Source organism: Cyanobium sp. A1C-AMD, from assembly GCF_024346495.1.
GTDB lineage: Bacteria > Cyanobacteriota > Cyanobacteriia > PCC-6307 > Cyanobiaceae > Cyanobium_A > Cyanobium_A usitatum.
Genome location: NZ_JAGQDB010000021.1, coordinates 1 through 18,431, shown reverse-complemented (window position 1 = coordinate 18,431; position 18,431 = coordinate 1). Strand labels below are relative to the sequence as shown.

General features: G+C 62.6%; 21 protein-coding genes. 11 read left to right on the top strand and 10 right to left on the bottom strand.

The genetic code is table 11. The annotated features are described in order from the left end of the window. Position 1 precedes the first annotated feature (1 nt). The gene (locus KBY74_RS05375) at positions 2-208 is read right to left on the bottom strand and encodes a DUF751 family protein (RefSeq protein WP_106633081.1); all 207 of its coding nucleotides are present in this window, start codon (positions 206-208) and stop codon (positions 2-4) included. Between the two features lie 65 nt (positions 209-273). Between KBY74_RS05375 and KBY74_RS05370 the strand changes: the two genes are divergently transcribed. Then, on the top strand, positions 274-993 hold the full coding sequence (locus tag KBY74_RS05370; protein WP_254941820.1) for a glutathione S-transferase family protein: 720 nt from the start codon (positions 274-276) through the stop codon (positions 991-993). Here the strand turns inward: KBY74_RS05370 and KBY74_RS05365 are convergent. Further along, positions 950-1,615 carry a DUF6816 family protein gene (locus KBY74_RS05365; RefSeq protein ID WP_254941819.1) on the bottom strand — a complete coding sequence of 222 codons (666 nt, stop codon included), beginning with the start codon at positions 1,613-1,615 and terminating at the stop codon, positions 950-952. The two genes, KBY74_RS05370 and KBY74_RS05365, sit on opposite strands and share 44 nt — an antisense overlap. Here KBY74_RS05365 and KBY74_RS05360 point away from each other — a divergent pair. Beyond that, a complete protein-coding gene (locus KBY74_RS05360) occupies positions 1,614-1,874 on the top strand; it encodes a chlororespiratory reduction protein 7 (RefSeq protein WP_254941818.1) in 261 nt (86 codons plus the stop codon). The genes KBY74_RS05365 and KBY74_RS05360 overlap by 2 nt on opposite strands. 10 nt (positions 1,875-1,884) lie before the next feature. Here the strand turns inward: KBY74_RS05360 and KBY74_RS05355 are convergent, their stop codons facing one another. Further along, positions 1,885-2,511, bottom strand: coding sequence for a shikimate kinase (locus KBY74_RS05355; RefSeq protein WP_254941817.1), 627 nt, complete (start codon positions 2,509-2,511; stop codon positions 1,885-1,887). Between the two features lie 70 nt (positions 2,512-2,581). Here KBY74_RS05355 and KBY74_RS05350 point away from each other — a divergent pair, with 70 nt between their 5' ends. Beyond that, positions 2,582-3,544 (top strand): 6-carboxytetrahydropterin synthase, encoded by a 963-nt coding sequence (locus KBY74_RS05350; protein ID WP_254941816.1) that lies wholly within the window; start codon positions 2,582-2,584, stop codon positions 3,542-3,544. Between the two features lie 5 nt (positions 3,545-3,549). Next, complete coding sequence (locus KBY74_RS05345) at positions 3,550-4,185, top strand: dihydrofolate reductase family protein (RefSeq protein WP_254941815.1); 636 nt, start codon at positions 3,550-3,552, stop codon at positions 4,183-4,185. Here KBY74_RS05345 and KBY74_RS05340 read toward each other — a convergent pair. Continuing rightward, positions 4,158-4,547, bottom strand: a complete 390-nt coding sequence (locus tag KBY74_RS05340) for a hypothetical protein (RefSeq protein ID WP_254941814.1) — start codon at positions 4,545-4,547, stop codon at positions 4,158-4,160. The genes KBY74_RS05345 and KBY74_RS05340 overlap by 28 nt on opposite strands. Before the next feature lie 86 nt (positions 4,548-4,633). Here KBY74_RS05340 and KBY74_RS05335 point away from each other — a divergent pair, with 86 nt between their 5' ends. Both KBY74_RS05335 and KBY74_RS05330 read left to right on the top strand, forming a co-directional pair. Next, on the top strand, positions 4,634-5,824 hold the full coding sequence (locus KBY74_RS05335) for a GNAT family N-acetyltransferase (RefSeq protein WP_254941813.1): 1,191 nt from the start codon (positions 4,634-4,636) through the stop codon (positions 5,822-5,824). Continuing rightward, positions 5,817-6,200: a DUF4346 domain-containing protein gene (locus tag KBY74_RS05330; RefSeq protein ID WP_254941812.1), complete on the top strand. Its 384-nt coding sequence runs from the start codon at positions 5,817-5,819 to the stop codon at positions 6,198-6,200. The genes KBY74_RS05335 and KBY74_RS05330 overlap by 8 nt, the downstream gene beginning before the upstream one ends. A gap of 84 nt (positions 6,201-6,284) precedes the next feature. Here the strand turns inward: KBY74_RS05330 and KBY74_RS05325 are convergent, their stop codons facing one another. Next, positions 6,285-7,892 (bottom strand): B12-binding domain-containing radical SAM protein, encoded by a 1,608-nt coding sequence (locus KBY74_RS05325; RefSeq protein WP_254941811.1) that lies wholly within the window; start codon positions 7,890-7,892, stop codon positions 6,285-6,287. Positions 7,893-8,048: 156 nt separating this feature from the next. Here KBY74_RS05325 and KBY74_RS05320 point away from each other — a divergent pair, with 156 nt between their 5' ends. Continuing rightward, positions 8,049-8,141: a cytochrome b6-f complex subunit 6 gene (locus KBY74_RS05320; protein ID WP_106633090.1), complete on the top strand. Its 93-nt coding sequence runs from the start codon at positions 8,049-8,051 to the stop codon at positions 8,139-8,141. Here KBY74_RS05320 and KBY74_RS05315 read toward each other — a convergent pair. Both KBY74_RS05315 and rimO read right to left on the bottom strand, forming a co-directional pair. After that, positions 8,134-9,351: an MFS transporter gene (locus KBY74_RS05315; protein WP_254941810.1), complete on the bottom strand. Its 1,218-nt coding sequence runs from the start codon at positions 9,349-9,351 to the stop codon at positions 8,134-8,136. The genes KBY74_RS05320 and KBY74_RS05315 overlap by 8 nt on opposite strands. Next, complete coding sequence (gene rimO, locus KBY74_RS05310; RefSeq protein WP_254941809.1) at positions 9,348-10,748, bottom strand: 30S ribosomal protein S12 methylthiotransferase RimO; 1,401 nt, start codon at positions 10,746-10,748, stop codon at positions 9,348-9,350. Before rimO ends, KBY74_RS05315 begins: the two co-directional genes overlap by 4 nt. 100 nt (positions 10,749-10,848) lie before the next feature. On the opposite strand from rimO, the gene KBY74_RS05305 reads away from it, so the two are divergent. Continuing rightward, positions 10,849-11,775 carry a vitamin K epoxide reductase family protein gene (locus KBY74_RS05305; RefSeq protein ID WP_254941808.1) on the top strand — a complete coding sequence of 309 codons (927 nt, stop codon included), beginning with the start codon at positions 10,849-10,851 and terminating at the stop codon, positions 11,773-11,775. Here KBY74_RS05305 and nadB read toward each other — a convergent pair. From nadB to KBY74_RS05290, 3 genes are all read right to left on the bottom strand, one after another. After that, a complete protein-coding gene (gene nadB / locus KBY74_RS05300; protein ID WP_254941807.1) occupies positions 11,754-13,409 on the bottom strand; it encodes an L-aspartate oxidase in 1,656 nt (551 codons plus the stop codon). The two genes, KBY74_RS05305 and nadB, sit on opposite strands and share 22 nt — an antisense overlap. An 86-nt stretch (positions 13,410-13,495) precedes the next feature. Beyond that, positions 13,496-13,873: a photosystem II complex extrinsic protein PsbU gene (gene psbU, locus KBY74_RS05295; protein ID WP_254941806.1), complete on the bottom strand. Its 378-nt coding sequence runs from the start codon at positions 13,871-13,873 to the stop codon at positions 13,496-13,498. A gap of 111 nt (positions 13,874-13,984) precedes the next feature. Then, positions 13,985-14,641, bottom strand: coding sequence for a DUF3120 domain-containing protein (locus KBY74_RS05290; RefSeq protein WP_254941833.1), 657 nt, complete (start codon positions 14,639-14,641; stop codon positions 13,985-13,987). A gap of 174 nt (positions 14,642-14,815) precedes the next feature. On the opposite strand from KBY74_RS05290, the gene KBY74_RS05285 reads away from it, so the two are divergent. From KBY74_RS05285 to KBY74_RS05275, 3 genes are all read left to right on the top strand, one after another. Continuing rightward, a complete protein-coding gene (locus KBY74_RS05285) occupies positions 14,816-15,679 on the top strand; it encodes an undecaprenyl-diphosphate phosphatase (RefSeq protein ID WP_254941805.1) in 864 nt (287 codons plus the stop codon). A 22-nt stretch (positions 15,680-15,701) separates the two neighbouring features. Beyond that, the gene (locus tag KBY74_RS05280) at positions 15,702-17,120 is read left to right on the top strand and encodes a TIGR03279 family radical SAM protein (protein WP_254941804.1); all 1,419 of its coding nucleotides are present in this window, start codon (positions 15,702-15,704) and stop codon (positions 17,118-17,120) included. 288 nt (positions 17,121-17,408) lie between these two features. Continuing rightward, the coding region (locus KBY74_RS05275; protein WP_254941803.1) for a TolC family protein at positions 17,409-18,431 on the top strand (1,023 nt) is incomplete at its 3' end.

Sequence of the window (18,431 nt, the reverse complement as noted above, 5' to 3'; positions counted from 1 at the left end):
GCTATGCCAGCGGTGCTGGGTTCACCATCGCATGCAGGATCAGCCCCAGGCTCAGGAGGCCGCTGACGCCGGCGCCAATCAGGGCAACCGCCGTTACCGGATTGCGGCCCCGGGCTGCCAGCGGTTCGAACACCGAATTGGCCACACCCAGGCCAAAGGCCACCAGGTAGCGCGGGTAGCGCGTCACATTCAGGAAGAAGTCCTTCATCGCCCGGGGTGGTCGGTCCTTGCTGCTTGCTGGCTACTCTGCCGCCCAGAGGTCAGGTTTGAAGCATGGAACTGCACCAGTTCAGGCATTCGGCCTTTTGCGAGAAGGTACGGCTGGTGTTGGCCGCCAAACGGCTCGACTACACGGTGGTCGAGGTCACGCCCGGCTTGGGCCAGCTGGAACTCTTCCGCCTGTCGGGCCAGCGCCAAGTGCCAGTGCTGCTGGATGGCAGTGAAGTAATTGCCGATTCCACGGCCATTGCCCTTTATTTAGAGCGGCATCACCCCGAGCCGCTGCTGCTGCCCGAGGCCCCGGCCGAGCGAGCCCGGGTGCTGCTGATCGAAGACTGGGCCGATACGGCCCTTGCTGCCGGCTGCCGGCTTGCCCTGGTGCAAGCGGCTGCTGTTGATCCGCTGTTGCGCTCCGCCCTGCTGCCCGACTCCACCCCCGGCCCCCTGCGCCAGCTGGTCAGCAACCTGCCTGCAGCTGTCATGGCGGGCGTCGGCGAGGCGGTGGCAACGGTGGTGGGCAGTGCTGAGCGCCAGCAGCTGCAGACGAACCTCGAGCAGTTGGCTGTGCTGGTTGCCGATCAGCCCTACTTAGTGGGCGATCGCCTCACCCTTGCCGATCTGGCTGTTGCCGCCCAGTTGGGGCTGCTCAAGTTTCCCTCCAGCAGCGGCGCCCCCCTGGCGGGCCAAGGGGTTAGCGGCATCGCCGACCACCCGCTGCTTGAACCCCTGTTCAACTGGCGGGATCGGATTGCGCTGGAAGCTGGTCGGGGCTGAGCGGCGTCAGAGTTAGTTGGAAATGGCCGCTGCTGCTGGCCGCGGCGGCCAGGCCCAGAGCCGGTGAGGGATAGCTGGCTTGCCACTGTTCGGTTGTAACAGTGCCGTCGGGATTTTGGCTGTAGTGGCTCAGGGTTTCTACCCGGCTAACCCGGGGGGCGCCGGGGCCGTGCAGTACCTGAAGGGCCAGTTCGTCAGACCAGAAGCCGGTGGGATTGGGCGACTCGCTGCGGCGTCCCACCACCGTCGATTCCAGTTGCTGATCCCCCGCCAGCAAGGCGATCTGGCGGTTTGGGTTGGCCGGATCATTGCGCACTTGCAGCAGGGCAGCGCCCAGCAGGGCCCGGCCGATCGCGGTGGCATTGAAGGTCCGATCGCCCACCACCGCTCCGCCTGGGTCGGGGCTGAAGCGCACCTCGTAGTCCAGGTCATCGCTGCGCACCTGCCAGCGCCCGGCCATCCAGTCGGGGTAGCTCAGGTCTTGGTGGCCGGCTCGAGTTGAGGGTCGCTCTAGGGGAGCGGGCAGGCGCCACTCGGGCCAGTGGGCGGCCCGTTCTGCCAGCACGCCCGGCCCCATCGCCAGCAGCAGCGCCAGGATGGGTGCCAGTAGGGCTCCAGTCATGTCCGATCCCCTGTTGCGGGAGCTTGATCATTACGTGGTGCTGGAGCCAGGTGGCGGCGAGCGGATTCTCACGGCGGCCGAAACCCTGGCCTGGCTTGAGGCCCGGCTTGCCAAGCTGGAGCCGGTGCCGGCAGATCTGGCCGGTCTCTCTAGCCCGGGCCTGCAGGCCCAGCGACTGCTGGAAACCGCCTGCGAACTGGAGTTGGAGCCTGGCCTGACGATTCAGTGGTTTGCGGTGCGGATCGAACCGCCCGGCTAGGGGGGGTAACTCAGTTGAGGGATGGCGTGATCTGGCCATCGGCCTGGCGCAGCTCCACCGGGGCCTCAGGCGCAGCAGCGGGGCCTTTGAGAATGGCTGGCAGATCGGTCAGCACCTGCTGGGCCACTTGGGCGGGGCTATCTCCAGCTTGCTGCACCCGCAGGTCGGCCTGGGCATAGAGCGGCTGCCGTTGGGCCAGCAGCTCGCCTAGGCGGGCGCCGGGATCACCTGCCTGCAGCAGGGGCCGGGGGGTGGAATCGGCGCGCAGGCGTTGCAGCAGCAATGGCGCTGGCGCATCTAGCCACACCACCACCCCCTGGCGCATATGGCCCCAGTTCTCGGGCTTGGTCACCACTCCACCTCCGGTGGCCACCACCAAGGAATGCCAGCCGGCGATCTGGCCAAGCACAGCCGTTTCCAGTTCTCGGAAGCCGGCTTCGCCGTCAGTGGCAAAGATTTCGGGGATGGTGCGGCCAGCAACCTGCTCCAGGGCATCGTCTGCATCAAGGAAGCGGTAGCCCAGCGCTTCGGCCAAGGGGCGGCCGACGGCGCTTTTACCGGCGCCCATCATGCCGATCAAATAAACGTTTAGCCCTTGCAAGCGCTGGGTCAAGCTTGGCGATGGGGGTCTATTCATGGCGGGGTTTTCCTGGTTCGACGCCTTGGCCCGTGCCCGTTTCTAGGATGGTGAGCCACCGACCCGGGCGATGACTGCTACTGCAACAGCGTCAGGTTTCTCGCCGAACCCGGCCAGCTCCAGCCACGGGCGGGGCCGCCCCTGTGTAATTACCAGGCGGGCCACCTTTAGTGCCAGTCATCGCTACTGGTTGCCGGAGCTCAGCGCTGAAGAGAATCAGGCCCGCTTCGGACCCTGCAGCCTGGCCCCCGGCCACGGCCACAACTACACCTTGGTGGTGGCCATGGCTGGTCCGCTCGATGCGGACGGCATGGTGCTCAATCTCTCTGAGGTGAAGCACGCGATCCGCTCTGAGGTGACGGCCCAGCTTGATTTTCGCTACCTCAACGAGGCTTGGCCTGAGTTCGACCTGGATCGTCCTGAGGGCAAGCTGCCCACTACTGAAGCCCTTTGCCAGGCCATCTGGACCCGCCTGGCCCCCCAGCTGCCCCTGGTGGGGCTGCGTCTGCACGAAACCGACACGCTCTGGGTCGACCTGCTCGCCCCCGGCTCCGCCCCAATCCCCATGGAAGCCTTTCTCTCGATCCGCACCCACTTCGCCGCCGCCCACCGCCTGGCCCGGCCCGAGCTCTCCCAAGGCGAAAACGAAGCCATTTACGGCAAGTGCGCCCGGCCCCATGGCCACGGCCACAACTACCTGCTCGATGTAACCGTCCGAGGCCCGATCGATGCCCGCACCGGCATGGTCTGTGATCTTGCGGCTCTGCAGCAGCTCGTCGACGAACTGGTGGTGGAGCCCTTCGACCACACCTTCCTCAACAAGGACGTGGAGCACTTCGCCAGCACGGTGCCTACAGCTGAGAACATCGCCCTTCACATCGCCGACCTGCTCAGCGCCCCAATTGCAGCCACCGGCGCGCGCTTGCACAAGGTGCGTCTGCAGGAAAGCCCCAATAACGCCGCCGAGGTGTTTGCTGAAACTCCCCAGCTGGAAATGGTGCCTGCGGCGCTCGAAGCCCTGGTGGCTGGCTGAGACCCGTGCTGCGGCTGGTGCTGGCCGTCAGCCTGGATGGCCGCTTGGCGCCCCCGCAAGGTGGCCCTGCCCAGTTGGGTGGAGTTGGGGATCGTCAGGTGTTGGAGGAGGCCCTCGCCTGGGCTGATGGCTGCCTGATCGGTGCCGAAACCCTGCGGTGCCATGGCAGTACCTGCCTAATTCGTGCGCCTCACCTGCTGGCCGAGCGAGCAGCCAGCGGCCGAGCTGAGCAGCCGGTGGCCGTTGTAGTGAGTTGTAGCAACGATTTTTCCCCGGATCTGCATTTCTGGCAGCAGCCGCTGCAGCGCTGGCTGCTGACACCCAAGCGATCGCCGCTAGTCCCGGCTTTTGATCGTCGCCTGGATCTAGAGAGCTGGGGTGTGGCCCTGGCTGCCCTGGCGGATCAGGGGCTGGACCGGCTGGTGGTGCTGGGCGGTGCGGCCCTTGCCGCCAGCCTGCTGGCCGAAGGCTGGATCGACGAGCTGCAGCTGACCCTTTGCCCTCGGCTGCTGGGCGGACCCCATGCCTGGTTGCCCCTGGAGGCCGCAGTTCAGGCTGGGGAGTGGTGCCTGCAGGAGCACCGGCGCCTGGAGGGTGAGGAGTTGCTGCTGCGCTACCGCCGCGTCTTGGCGAAGCCCTGAGCCAGCTCCCGCAGGGGAATCTGCTGGAGGGTGTCGGCGGGCAGGCCCAACATGCGGGCCAGGCAGCGTTTCAGCACTACTTCGCTGTCGGCGCCGAAGTCGCCGCGGATCAGATCCCCCAGCACCGCCAAGCCCCGTCCACTCGAGGCGGTTTCCTCCACCAGGCACTGGCTGGTGGGGCGGGCCAGCTGGGCGCAGGGAGCTTCTAATTTGGCGGCCAGGCTGGCATTGCCGGCGGCTGCGGTTTCCACGCAAACGGTTTTCAGCCGTTGCTCCAGTTGGGGGCGTACCAGCTGCAACACCGGCAGCAGCAGGCTCGTCATCAACACCGGGGCGAACAGTACTGGGGCGAACAGTTGCACCGGAGTTGCCAGGGAACGGAACGATTGAGGCACCAAGGCGGCGCAGCTGTAGTTAGTTTTGCCCCTTGCGAGCCCCCATTGCAGCCATGGCTGAGTTGCAGTCCCGCTGGCACCAAAGCCTGGCCGAGATTCCCGAAGCCCATTGGGATGCCCTGCTGGCGGCGGCGCACCCCCAAGAGTTGCCTTTTTATCGCTGGCGCTGGCTGCAGCAGCTCGAGGCCAGCGGCAGTATTGCGCCGCGGGAGGGCTGGCAGGGCTGTCATCTAGGCCTGTGGCGCGGCGAGGTGTTGCTGGCGGTGGCTCCTCTCTATTTGAAGGGTCACAGCTACGGCGAATTTGTTTTCGACCAGAGTTTTGCCCAGCTCGCTGGCCAGTTGGGCCTGCGCTACTACCCAAAGCTGGTGGGCATGAGCCCGGTGAGCCCGGTGCAGGGCTACCGCTTCCTGATCGACCCCGCTGAGGACGAGGCGGAGTTAACCGCTTTGATGCTTGAGCTGATCGATGCGTTCTGCCGCCAGCACGCCATCCTCAGCTGCAATTTTCTTTATGTGGATCCAGGTTGGCAGCCGCTGGCTGAGGCGGCTGGCTGTGCTGCCTGGGTTAATCAGCAGAGCCAGTGGATCAACCCCGGCCATGGGGATTTCAATGCCTACCTGGCCAGCTTCAATGCCAACCAGCGCCGCAACATCAAGCGGGAGCGGCAGGCGGTGGCAGCCGCTGGCCTCACGGTTACGCCCCTGCTGGGTGAGGCAATCCCGCCGGCTTTAGTTGGGCGCATGTATGACTTTTATGCCCAGCACTGCAGTCGTTGGGGGGCCTGGGGCAGCAAATATCTGAGTGAATCCTTTTTTGCCGCCCTGGCTGCCGATCCGAAGCTGCGGCGCCACATAGTGCTCTTCAGTGCCCATCGCGGCGATCCCGGCGAGCCGGTGGCCATGTCGCTGTGCGTCCACGCCGGCGACCAGCTCTGGGGGCGCTACTGGGGAAGTGATGAGCAGATTGACTGCCTGCATTTTGAGGTCTGTTATTACGCTCCGATTGCCTGGGCAATCGAGCGCGGCATCCGCGCCTTTGATCCCGGCGCTGGCGGTAGCCACAAGCGCCGGCGTGGTTTCGTGGCCCAGCCCCGCGTCAGCCTGCATCGCTGGAGCGATCCACGTTTTGCCTCGATCCTGCAGCGCTGGTTGCCTGGGGCTAATGAGGAGATGGCCGAGCTGATGGCGGCCATGAATGCGGAGCTGCCTTTTACGGCTGCCTACGATCCACCGCATGCCTGAAGTACCTCCCAGCCGCCAACAGCTCGATGACCAGCTCTCCCAGCGGTTCATCGCCTTAGACCCAGCCGGCTACTTCCTAATTCGCATCGATCGCGAGGCGGCGGAGCTGGTGGTTGAGCACTACGGCAATGGCATCGATGAGCGGGGCTTAGCCACTGATCCCGATACCGGAGAGGTATTGAGCTGCCGTGGCGGCGGCGTTCGCGCGCCCTTGGCAGTTTTTCGGGGCTGCAGTGCCAAGCAACTGGGTATTGACCTGACCGAAGGTCCAGGCCCTCACCCGCTCACCTGCCTAGACCACGCCCTCTATCTAGGCAGGGAGCTTCAAAGAGCTCAAGCGTGCCTTGAACAAAGAATTGAATATATCCAAGATTGAATAAATAAATATTGAGTAAATCAGGGCTATAAATATTGATGCATCAATCCAGCCAAGTTAGTTGACTGGATTCAGCTAACACCTTCAAACCGGCTGTAGCTCGCGGCTCGGTTCAGCTGTGGCCTTTGGAGGATCGGGTGGCAGGGTGGCGAGCTGCTCTTCTATCTCGCGCCGCACGATTGCGCGGTATTCGAGGAAGTGTTCGTTGTGAGCCAGGATCGATATGAAGCCAATGAATCGCTTCGGGTTGTGGCGGTAAATGCCATAAAGCGCTTTCCAGAAGCGCACCCTGGTGTTGCGCTTAAGGCCTTGGCGCCAAAGAACGATTCCTAAAGCGCGCAGGTCAACCCAGCTGGTCGGCTTGGGCGGACGGCTGCCAGGAACAACCAACTTCTTCCATTGTTGGGGTGGCAGTTTCAGGAAGTAGGAATAAACGCGATCGATGAAAGCGTTCGGCTCATAAAGGGCGCCGAAAGCATCTACATACTCATTGGCGATGTCGCGAATTGGCCGGGTGGGCTCGAAATTAAGCAGGTTGGTTTGGTTAACCCCTTTCGCAGCTGCCTTGCCTTCGATCAAGCGACCTTCTTTCTCGAGGCGATGCCAAAGAGCTGTGTTTGGAAGGGCCTGAAGCATGCCCATCATCGCGTGGGGAATGCCAGTGCGGGTCACAAACTCGACGATTCTGCCGCCCGCGCCCTCTTTCTCGCCATCGAATCCGATGATGAAACCAGCCATCACCCGCAATCCGTAGGAGGTGATTTTGTCGACAGAATCCACTAGGGAGCTGCGGGTATTTTGTAATTTACCGGCAGTTTCCAGGCTTGCTTCGTCGGGGGTCTCGATGCCGAGGAAGACGCTCTCAAAGCGGCATTCCACCATCATTTGCATGAGGTCATCGTCCGCCGCTAGATCCACTGAGGCTTCGGTGGCGAAGCTGAAGGGGAAGCCGTGCTCAATTTGCCATTGGCGCAAAAGCGGCAGCAGCAATTTGACATTGCGCTTATTGCCGATGAAGTTGTCATCTACCAGGAACACTGAGCGGCGCCAGCCCAAGTCGTAGAGGCACTGCAGCTCGGCAACTAGCTGCTCAGGGTTCTTGGTGCGAGGTTTGCGCCCATACAGCACAATTATGTCGCAGAACTCGCACTGGAAGGGGCAGCCTCGGGAGAACTGCACCGACATCTCTGAGTAGGCGTCCAGCTCTAGTAGGTCAAAGCGTGGAATCGGCGTTCCGGTTACATCTGGCTTGACGCCATCAGAGCTAAACCGGCCATGGCTGTCACCCCGCTCAATGGCTTCGATGAACATCGGCAGGGTGATTTCACCCTCGTCGAGGATCTTGTAATCCGCCAGGTCGAGCTCGGGCGCGTCTGGGGTGGAACTGGCAAAAGGACCTCCCACGGCGACGGGGATGCCGCGCTGCTTGGCCTTGCCGATCTGAGTGGCCAAATCGGCCTTCTGGACGATCATCCCGGAGATCACCACCAGCTCGGCCCAGTCCCACTCGGCTTCGCTGACCTCGCGCACGTTGCGGTCAACCAGCTTCATTTCCCATGACTGGGGCAGCAGGGCGGCAACTGTGACCAATCCCAAGGGCGGTAGAAGCACCTTGCGATCGATCAACTCGAGGATTTTTTCGTAGCTCCAGAAGGTTTTCGGGAACTCTGGGTAGACGAAGAGAGTGCGCATGCAAACAGCCGAGCTGGGTTGATGACCGGGGAAAACCAGGGCGCTTTTTCTGCGCTGCTATGCGGTGTTAATGAATGAAAGCTTAGGAGGTCTGCGGAAGTGCTGAAGCCTGCGGGCTTTCTGCTGTAATGGCCTCACCTTCAATGATGGCCTGCCATGGCTGCTGCGATTTACCTGGGTTTGTTTGGTGGTGGGCTTGCCGTTGCCATTGCCGCATCGATCGTGCTGCGCGGCATCAAACTCATCTGAGTTTGAGTCTCAGGCCCCTGCGGCTGATCAGCTCCTGTAGGCCCAAGACGAAGCCAGCGGCCCCAAGCACGGCAAAGGTGCCCTGCAACCCGAGCGTCAGGCTCATGGCAGCTGCCAGTAGGCCACTGAGGCCGCCCCCACCTAGGAAGGCAATCTGGCCTAGGCCGGCCATGCGCCCCCGGATGGCCATTGAAGAACCCACCTGGCTGATCAAATTGACCCCTGCCAGCAGGCTGGCGGTGCCAGCCCCGAGGGCGAAGGTAGCCGCCAGACCTATTCCCAGCGTTTCTGGGCTGCTGAAAGCGGCCATGGCCAGTTGGGCTGCTGCGGTGATCAGGGTGCAGCTTCCAAGCAGCAGGCCGGGCCGCTGGCTCAACCAGCGACTGTGACGCTGAAGTACCAGGCCGCCGCTGATGCTTCCTGCCGCCAACACACTGGTGAATAGGCCAAGGGCCTGGGGGGAGGGGCCCAGCAAATCCCGGGCCATCAACGGGGCTAGGCCTGGGTGGAAAAAGCCCAGTAAACAAGCCAGTGCCGTGTAGATCAGCACATGCCGCAGCACTGGACCACTGCCGCGCCAGGCGGCTCTGAGCCCACTGCTGGCGCCAGCCATGCTGCGCTGCTCCAGTCCCCTATTGGGGTGGAGCAGCCACAGCACTGAGGCGATGGGGATCAAGTAAGTTGCGGCATCGATCGCGAGGGCCGTGCCCGCGCCGGTCCAGGCCAGCAGCCAGCCCCCTATGGGAGGCCCCACCAGCTTGCCCACGTTGAAAACCACCGAAAAGCTGGTGAGGTACGGAGCCAGTTGCTGGGGATCCTCCACCAGTAGGGCGCAATATTTGTTGCGGGCCGTGAGTTCGTAGGAACTGGCGATGCCTACCAGCAGGGTGCTCAGTAGCAACAGGACAACCTGCAGGTCGCCATTGCTCAGGGGTATGGCAACGGCTCCCAGGATGCCTGCTGCGAAAAGTCCCCACTGGGAGCGGATCAGCACGGCTTCGCAGCCCAGCTTGTCGGTTGCAACCCCTGCTGGCCCACTTACCACCAGGGCAGGTAGGGCCAGCACCGCGAAATGGAGGGCCAGTACTAGGGCATTGCCGCTGCCATCCATCAGGATCCAGCCCTTAGCCGTGAGGCCTGCGAAGGATCCAGCTGTGCTCAGTCCTGAGGCAACCAGAAAGGTGGTGCGTTGATGCGTCCGCCAGTTCAAGCGCCCAGGCGGCGGACGTCAACGGCCTCAGCCACCATCGCTTTGGCGCCCACTACCTCGCCGATGAGGTCGTAGGTGTCGGCAGCAGTGATGCGCACCGGCACCATGGTGCCTGGTGCTGCGCAAAGTCCGCCCTCGCCTGGATGCACCCGCACTTCGCCATCAACCTCGGGGGCGAAGCGGGCGCAGCGGCCGAGCATCTCACCGCTGCTGGGGTTCTCCTGCTCGATCAGCACATCCACGATCCTGCCCACCCAAGCGGCGTTGCGGGCGGCGGCGATCGGCTGCTGTAGGGCCATCAGGCGATCCTTGCGCTCTACTGCCACCTCGGCGGGCACCTGGTCCGGCAGGTCGGCGGCGGGGGTGCCCTCCTCCGGTGAAAAGGTGAACACGCCCACGTGGTCGAACTGCTGCTCGGTCACGAAATCGAGCAGGTGCTGGAAGTGCTCTTCGGTCTCGCCAGGAAAGCCCACGATGAAGGTGGTGCGCAGCACCGACTCGGGCAGCTGTTCGCGGATCCGCCGCAGCACGCCGCCGGTTACATCCGCTTGCCAGGGGCGGTTCATTGCGCGCAGCACCTCGGGGTGGCTGTGTTGCAAAGGCAGATCCAGATAGGGCAACACGTTGGCCACCTCGCGGTAGGCCGTAAGCACTGCCTCGGTGAGTCCGGTGGGGTAGGCGTAGTGAACGCGGATCCAGGGGATTTCCACCTCCCCAAGGGCCCGCAGCAGCTCCGCCAGCTGGGGCTTGCCGGCTAGATCGAGGCCGTAATTGGTGGTGATTTGGCTGATCAACACCAACTCCTTCACCCCCTGAGTCGCTAGCTGCTTCGCTTCAGCCACGATGCTCTCGATCGGGCGAGAGCGCTGATTGCCGCGCAGGTGGGGAATGATGCAGAAAGCACAGCGGTAGTCGCAGCCCTCGGCCACCTTCAGGTAAGCCACGGCCTCGCTGGTGGTGCGGTAGCGGGGCAGGTGCTCGTCGCCGACGAAGGTGGGGTTGGCGCTCACCTGATTGACCCGCTCGCCGGCCTCCACCCGCTCCAGCACGCTGACGATGTGCTGGTAGTCGCCGGTACCCACGATCGCCTTGGCTTCGGGGAGGCTTTCGAGCAGCTCCTCCTGGAAGTGCTGGGCCAGGCAGCCCGCGATGATGAGTTCCTTGCCCTGTTCGGCTAGCTCCACCAGGGTGCGCACCGACTCCTCTCGTGCTTCCTGGATGAAGCTGCAGGTATTCACAACCACCAAAGTGGCGTCGCTTTCATCGGCACTGACGCCGTAGCCCGCCTCGGCTAGCAGGCCCAGCATGTGCTCGGTGTCCACGCGGTTTTTTTCGCAGCCCAAGTGGGCAAATGCCACGGTGGGCTTGGCTGCAGGAGCGTGGGTTTCCTGGGTCACAGTTTTTCCAGGGCAGAGATTCACCCTACGTTGCACTCTGACGGCACCCTGAAACCCTGGGTTGCGCCTGCCACAATCAGGCCTGCCTGGGCTACGACCCGTGACCTCAACCCGCCTCAGCCAGCGCCTTAGCTCCAGCCGGCGCCGTAGTGATCCGGCCCGCCGCTGGGCGCGGGTGGCCATGGCTGTGTTGGCCACCATCGGCGCCATCGATACCGGCGCCATCACCCTGAAGCGTTGGGGTCTGCTGGGTCCGCTGAGTTGCCCTGGCGGAGCAGAGGGCTGCGACAAGGTGCTGAACAGCGCCTGGGGCAGCATCTTTGGCCAGCCCCTGTCTTTGTTTGGCTGGCTGGCCTACGGGGCGGTTTTGTTGCTTGCTGTGCTGCCTCTGGTGCTGCGCGGCGACTCGAGAGCGGCCCTTGCCCAGCGCAGTTGGTGGGCCCTATTGCTGCTGAGCACGGGCATGGCTGTTTTCAGCCTGTTGTTGATGGGGGTGATGGTTCTCAAGATTCAGGCCTTCTGTTTCTTCTGCGTGCTCTCAGCGACTCTCAGCCTGAGTCTGTTAGTGATCAGCCTCGTTGGTGGGGAGTGGGAAGACCGCGGCCAGCTGGTGTTCAGGGCCGTGATCGTGGCCTTGTTGGTGGGCATGGTGGGCCTGGGCTGGGCGGCTTCTGTGGATCGCCCCGCAGCGGTGCGGGGGGCTGGGGTCCCCCCCCTAGTTGTGGCCATCAGTAGTCCAGAAGCGATTGCCCTGGCAGAGCATCTCAGTAGCACCGGCGCGGTGATGTACACGGCCTACTGGTGCCCCCATTGCCATGAGCAGAAGGAGCTGTTCGGCAAGGAAGCCAGCGCCAAGTTGGGCCTGGTTGAGTGCGCTGCCGATGGCCAAAACAGCCAGAAGTCACTGTGCGACACCAAGGCAATTGAGGGCTTCCCCACCTGGGAGATCAACGGCAAGCTCGATTCAGGGGTTAAGTCCCTAGCTGATCTCGCCCGGCTATCCGGTTACGCCGGCCCAGTGCCCTGAACAGCAGCGGTGCTGGGGGGCCGGTGCCGCTGTTGATCGGTGTGGCGCTGCCAAAAAGGCTGGGCGTGGGGCGAATCTGTGCGGTGGTGTCCGCCCCGGCTCTCGGTGCGGAACAGGGCAGCTTCGATTAGCAGCTCGGTCAGCACCAGCCGTTGCTGCAGTTCCTGCAGCCGCCGCAGTGCGGGCACCGCCGCCGGCTCGAATTGGACGCTCTGGCCCGGCTCCACGATTTGTAGCTGCCGCCAGGCTTGGCTTGCTTCGAGCTGCCGGCGCTGGCCTCGCAGTTGCTGTAGGGCAGGCCCCAGGGAGTAGCCATTGCGCTCCACACCCGCGACCTGCCAGCAAAGATCCCGCAGGGCGTTGATCTGGGCCTCCAGGCTCTCTTTTGGGGGCAAGGGCAGCTGGGTTGTGGTGATTAGCTCCTCTGGGTCGGCCGCGGTTGGCCTGCCCGGCGCAAGCTCGATTGTGCGTAGCTGGCGGGCAAACACCAGGCACTCCATCAGGGAGTTGCTGGCTAGCCGGTTGGCCCCGTGCACGCCCGTGCAGGCCACTTCGCCTACGGCATACAGGCCAGGCACGCTGGTGGCGGCTTGGAGATCAGTCCAAATGCCGCCCATCCAGTAGTGGGCGGCCGGGGCCACTGGGATCGCCTCCCGGGTGGGTTCCAGCCCGAGTTCACGGCAACGCCCCAAGATCGTGGGGAACTGGCGCTCCAGGCGCGCCAGTCCCACAGGCCGCAAATCCAGCCACAGATGGTCTACGTCTAGGGCCTGCATCCTTCTGGCCAGGGCGCGACTTACCGCATCCCTTGGGGCGAGATCTGCTCCCGGCAGCTGCGCCACCGGGCTGGCTCCCGACTCTTCCACCAGGCGTGCGCCTTCGCCGCGCACCGCCTCCGATATCAGGAAGTGGGGTGCACCCGGCAGCATGAGGGCGGTGGGATGAAACTGCACAAACTCCAGATCGCGCAGTTTTGCGCCGGCTTGCCAGGCCATCACTACCCCGTCGCCGCTCGCCAGGCTGGGGTTGGTGGTGTGGGCGAAAAGGTGGCCTCCACCACCAGTGGCTAGCACCACCGCCCGGGCGGCAAGCCAGTGGAGGCGGTTCTCCTCGAGCACCGCCAGGCCCACACAGCTGCCCTGCTCCAACCAGAGTTGCCAGGCCACAACGCCCTTGCGCTGTTCTAGCCGGGGCCGAAGCAGAACCTCCCGTTCCAGGGCTTCCACCAGGGCGCCGCCGGTGCGGTCCTGGGCATGCAGAACCCTCCGGTGGCTGTGGGCGGCTTCCAGGGTTGTGCTCAGATTTTTGCCGTCGCGGTCGAAGGCCATGCCCAGCTCCAGCAGGCGCTCTACGCAGCCTGGAGCGTCATGCACCAGTCGCTCCACGGCCGCCAGATCGCACAGTCCAGCCCCTGCCACCAGGGTGTCGTCGATGTGGCTCTGGAAGCTGTCGTTGGGTCTTGTTACTGCGGCTATACCTCCCTGGGCCCAGCGGCTGGCGGATCGTGGCGTGCTGCTGGGATCACTGTCCTTGCTTAGCAACAGCACGTGCAGATGGCTGGGCAGCTCCAGGCAGGCCATGAGCCCGGCTGCTCCACTACCAACTACCACCACATCCCAGGACTGCTCTGCCATGGCGGCTCAAGACATCCGACAAAGGTCGGCACTAAAAAAGCCGCCGGAAGGCCCCGACGGCTTTCAAGAGAATCGAATTTTAAGCCTCAGCGGTACTGGCCATCGTTGATGCGGTCGTCGCCTTCGTTAAGGGCTATGACTGCATCAGTGACGGTGAAGTTGTCCTTGTACTTGTTGAACAGCTCCTTTTGGCGATCGGTCAGATCGATGTTCAGCACATCGTCAACGCTGGCATAGGGGCCTCCCAGGACGATTTTGCCGGCCAGGGTCGGATACATGCCTGGGTAATCCTGGAAGCGGCGCACAGAACAGTTGTTTAGGTCCACCTTGCCGGCTCGCTCGGCGATTTTGTCGTCGGCTTGGTTGCGACGATCGGCTGCGTAAGCCGGCGGTGGAATCAGCAACGTGATCAAGAGGCCGGCCAGCACAACCCCACTAATCAGCCAGGCAACCAGCCGTTTCATCACGACACTCCGTTGAACTACGGGAAGGGAGGCGACATCGGTCACCGGGAGTCCAACGTTACAGAGCCATGCCGGAATCTCTACCTGTAACCCTCCAGGATTTGCAGTTCTTCAGATCAGGCCGCTCAGGCTCGGTGCCCCAAGAGAGGCCAGCAGGAAAAGGGCATCTACCGCCAGGGTTGTGGCCAAGGCTGCGCTTGTTACGCGTCCCACCTCGCCCAAACCCCAGAGCCAGCGGCACGCTTGAACAAGCACCGCAGCGCAGAGCACAACCAACACGAGGCTTTGGGGTGCGAGTACCTGCTGGGCGGCAGCTTGCAGGAGCAGGGGGGCTTCGGTGCTGCCCGCATTGAGGATCTGGGGCCAGGAGGGCATCAGCCCGGTGCCGGCTATGGCTGCATCAGTGGCTGCCGTACCAAGCAGGGACCCCAAGTAGAAACCGCAGGCAAATTTCCAGCGGCTCTGCAGTCCAGTTAGAGCTAGAGGCAGGGCAAAGGCCTCGATGGGCAGGTGCCAAACCGGATGGAGCCGGCACCACCCCCAAAACAGGCTGCCTGCCAACCAGCTGCCACAGAAACCAACAAGCAATTCCCCGGCTCGACTAGCTCGGGGATTGGGGTGCTGACTCAGGGCTAGCGCCAGGCCAAGGAGGGGCACCGTGAACAGAGCCGCACTAAATGGTGCAAGCCGCACCCATGGGGCCTGCAGGAAAACTGGCAGGGTGACCAAAATCCCGCTGATCAGGCTCAGCCCAGGGTTGCGGCACACCTGCAGCAACGCACGCAGCGAAGGAATGGCCGGAAGGCCTGCCGGGGCTATTGCGCTGGAAGGGGCCCCGACCACCAAAATTGTGAAGAAAGATGCGCAACCTTAAGGGTTCAAGCGGGGAGCCGCGCCATAGGGTCGTTGCAGCTCGTGTTGCCCGCGATGTTGTCCGCTGCCATGCCGAACCTGCCTTTTGCGGTGATCGGTTTCTGGGAAGCCTGCTTTCGATCCCTGGTGTTGGGGGTTTTGCAGGGGCTGACCGAGTTTTTGCCGATCAGCAGCACCGCCCACCTCAAGGTTGTGCCGGTCTTGCTCGGCTGGGGTGACCCGGGGGTGGCGGTCACGGCGGTGATTCAGCTGGGCAGCATCGCGGCGGTGTTGGCTTATTTCCGCTCAGACCTGGCTGAAGTGATCAGGGGTGTGGGCCGGGCCTGCCGTCACGGTCAGTGGGGCGACCCCTCCGCTCGCATGGGTGTGGCCATTGCCCTGGGCACTTTGCCGATTGTTTTTGCTGGTTTGGCTTTGAAGCTTTGGGTGCCCGATTACGACAACTCGCCGCTGCGCAGCATGGCCTCGATCGCGGTCGTGTCGATCGTGATGGCCCTGTTGCTGGCTCTGGCTGAGCTGGTGGGTAGCCGTCGCCGCGAGCTGGTTGATGTGCAGCCCCGTGATGGCGTCTGGGTCGGCCTGGCTCAGGCCCTGGCTCTGGTGCCAGGCGTTTCCCGCTCGGGGAGCACCCTCACTGCCGCTTTGTTTGACAGCTGGCAGCGCCCGGCCGCCGCCCGCTTCTCCTTTTTGTTGGGCATTCCGGCAATCACCCTGGCGGGGCTGGTATCCCTCAAGGAGGCATTCAGTGCTCCAGCTGGTGGTGGCGCCGTGCCCTTGCTTGTGGGAATCGTTGCCGCTGCGGTGGTGTCCTGGTTGGCGATCGCCTGGTTGCTGCGCTTTCTGCAAACGAACAGCACCTGGGTATTTGTCGCCTATCGCCTGGTCTTCGGGGTAGGCATATTGATTTGGCTTGGCGCCAGGATGGGAGTCTGAATCCTTAGCAGTCCCTAACGTCGTGTGGAATGAGCCCTCTGCGGGGATTGCCCTAGCTGCCCTCGATAGCATCTCTCCAGGGGCGGTGCGCTTGCCGGCCCCTGCCGTGGTTGCTTCGGTGGAGCCTGGTTCGATCGCTGAGGAGTTGGGCTTTCAGCCGGGCGACCGCCTGCTCAGCATCAATGGCAAGCGTCCACGGGATCTGATCGATGTTCAGATGTTGGTGGGAGAGGAAGAGCTCACCTTGGAAGTTGAAGATCCAGATGGATCCCTGCATACGGTTGAGTTGGAGAAGGATCTCGATGAGGGCTTGGGACTGGGATTCACCGAAGCTTTGTTCGATGGCCTCAAGCAGTGCAACAACGCCTGTCCGTTCTGCTTCATCGACCAGCAGCCACCGGGTCGCCGCAGCAGTCTCTACCTCAAAGATGATGATTACCGGCTCAGTTTTCTTTACGGCTCCTACCTAACACTCACCAATCTCACCGCCGCTGATTGGCAGCGGATAGAGGAACAGCGGCTTTCGCCCTTGTTCGTTTCCGTCCATGCCACCGAGCCTGAGCTGCGCAGCCGTTTGCTAGTCAATCCCCGGGCCGCTCTGCTGCTGGATCAGCTTGGCTGGTTCGCCCAGCGGGATTTGCAGATCCACGCCCAGGTGGTGGTTTGCCCTGGTATCAACGATGGCCCTGCCCTACTGCGCACCTTGCAGGATTTGGCCCAATTTGGCGCTGGCGATTGGCCCGCGGTGCTCTCCGTGGCAGTGGTGCCCGTGGGGCTTACCCGCTTTCGTCCCGATGGGGACGCCCTCGTACCCGTAGATCGCCAGTCTGCCCGCCAGGTAATCGCCTTGGTGGAGCCCTTGCAGCAGGGCTTTCAGCGAGATCTGGGCAGTCGTTTCGTTTGGTTGTCCGATGAGTGGTATTTGATGGCGGGGCTGCCGCTTCCCCCCCGGGCAGATTACGAGGACCTACCCCAGCAGGAAAACGGCGTCGGCAGCATTCGCGCCTTTATCGAGGCGCTTGAGCTCGCTACCCGGAAGCTGCCCAAGGCCCTAGCCAGGCCGCGGCGGCTGAGCTGGGTGGTGGGCCAGCTGGTGGCCGAAGCCCTCGAGCCCGTGGTGGCCAGGCTCAATGCGGTTGAGGGGCTTGACTTGATTTTGCATGGCTTGCCCAGCCCTTACTGGGGTCAGGAGCAGGTGGTTACGGGCCTGCTGACCGGTTCTGATCTGCTTACCGGCTTGGCTGGCTTGGATTTGGGCGAGGCCTTGCTGCTGCCAGCGGTAATGCTGCGCCAGGGCGAACCGGTATTCCTCGACGACCTCAGCCTGGCTGAGGTCGAGGCCCAGCTGCCGGTGCCTGTGCAGCTGCTTAAGGGTGCAGACGACCTTGTGGCCTCATGTTTAGGCAGGTTTCCATTAACTTCTTACTATGTGCGGGATTAGGCTGTTGTTGGCGTGCACAATTTCACTTCCCGCTTAGCTCTGCTTTGCCTGCTGGGTACCCCTTTTCTGGCCTTTGCAGCCCAAGCTCAGGACAAGCCGGCGCCTGCTGCTTCCCAGGCGGATTTGAGTTTGCCCATGCCTCCACCGTTGCCACTGGCGCCTGAAGCGCTGCGTGGCGACTCGACTACGAAGTTGCGGGGCTATCGGCCACGCCTAAACCCAACCCTCGTGACTCCGGCATCTACCAAGCTGGCGCCTGGGCTTGAGAATCTGCCCGCACCCGCCTCCTTGGCGCTACCGGCCAAGCCTGAGCAAGTGAGAATAACAGAGTTGCGCCCCCTTGGTTTAGTTGAAGTAGAAAACCTTGCCGAGGTCAACAACCCCAATCTCAAAGCGATTGCCAGCCAGGTAGATCAGGCTCAGAGCAATTTACGTGCCCAGATCTCGCAGTGGTATCCCAATTTAAATCTTGAGGCAAATTCGCTTCCAACCTTTACAACTGGGCAGGCGCGTTCAAATGCTCTTTCCGGTGCTGCCCTGACTGATCGCTGGGACTTGGGAGCTTCGTTGACAGCCCAATGGTCCTTGATTAACCCTCAGCGGGTTCCTACTATCGCAGCGGCGCGGGATCAATTTGAGAGCGCCAAGTTTCAATATGTCATTGCCCTGCGAGATTTACGTCTGCAGACTGCATCTGCGTATTTTGATCTCCAACAGTCCGACGATCAAGTCCGCATTGGCCAAGAATCGGTGCGTGCTTCGATCGTGAGCCTGAGAGACTCCAAGGCTCGCTTCCAGGCTGGGGTTGCCACTAAATTAGAAGTCTTGGAGGCAGAAACCCAGCTCTCCCGAGATCAGCAGTTGTTAACTAATTCACTTGCTGCTCAAGCAATCGCTCGCCGCACGTTGGCGGCACTGTTGAATCTTCCCCAAAACGTAACTCCAACCGCCAAAGATCCGGCAAGGGTCTTTGGCATTTGGCAGCCCTCATTGCAGGAAAGTATTGTTGCTGCATATGCTTTTCGCGAAGAGCTGGATCAAGCGCTGCTTGATATTTCTATCGCTAACAGTCAGGCTAACGCTGCGCTCGGTGCGGTTCAACCATTTTTAAATATATTTGCAGCCTTCTCCGGTAATGTCTTCGACGGTCAGGATCCAGTGATTGTCGCGCAGCCTGGTGTTGATGGAGGTAATTACGACACTGCCATTGGCGTCAACCTGAGCTGGCGTATTTTTGACGGTGGAGCCGCTGCGGCCCAATCTCGCCAAAACAAGCAGCTTGCCCAGGAAAATACCTTTCGCTTCGCCCAG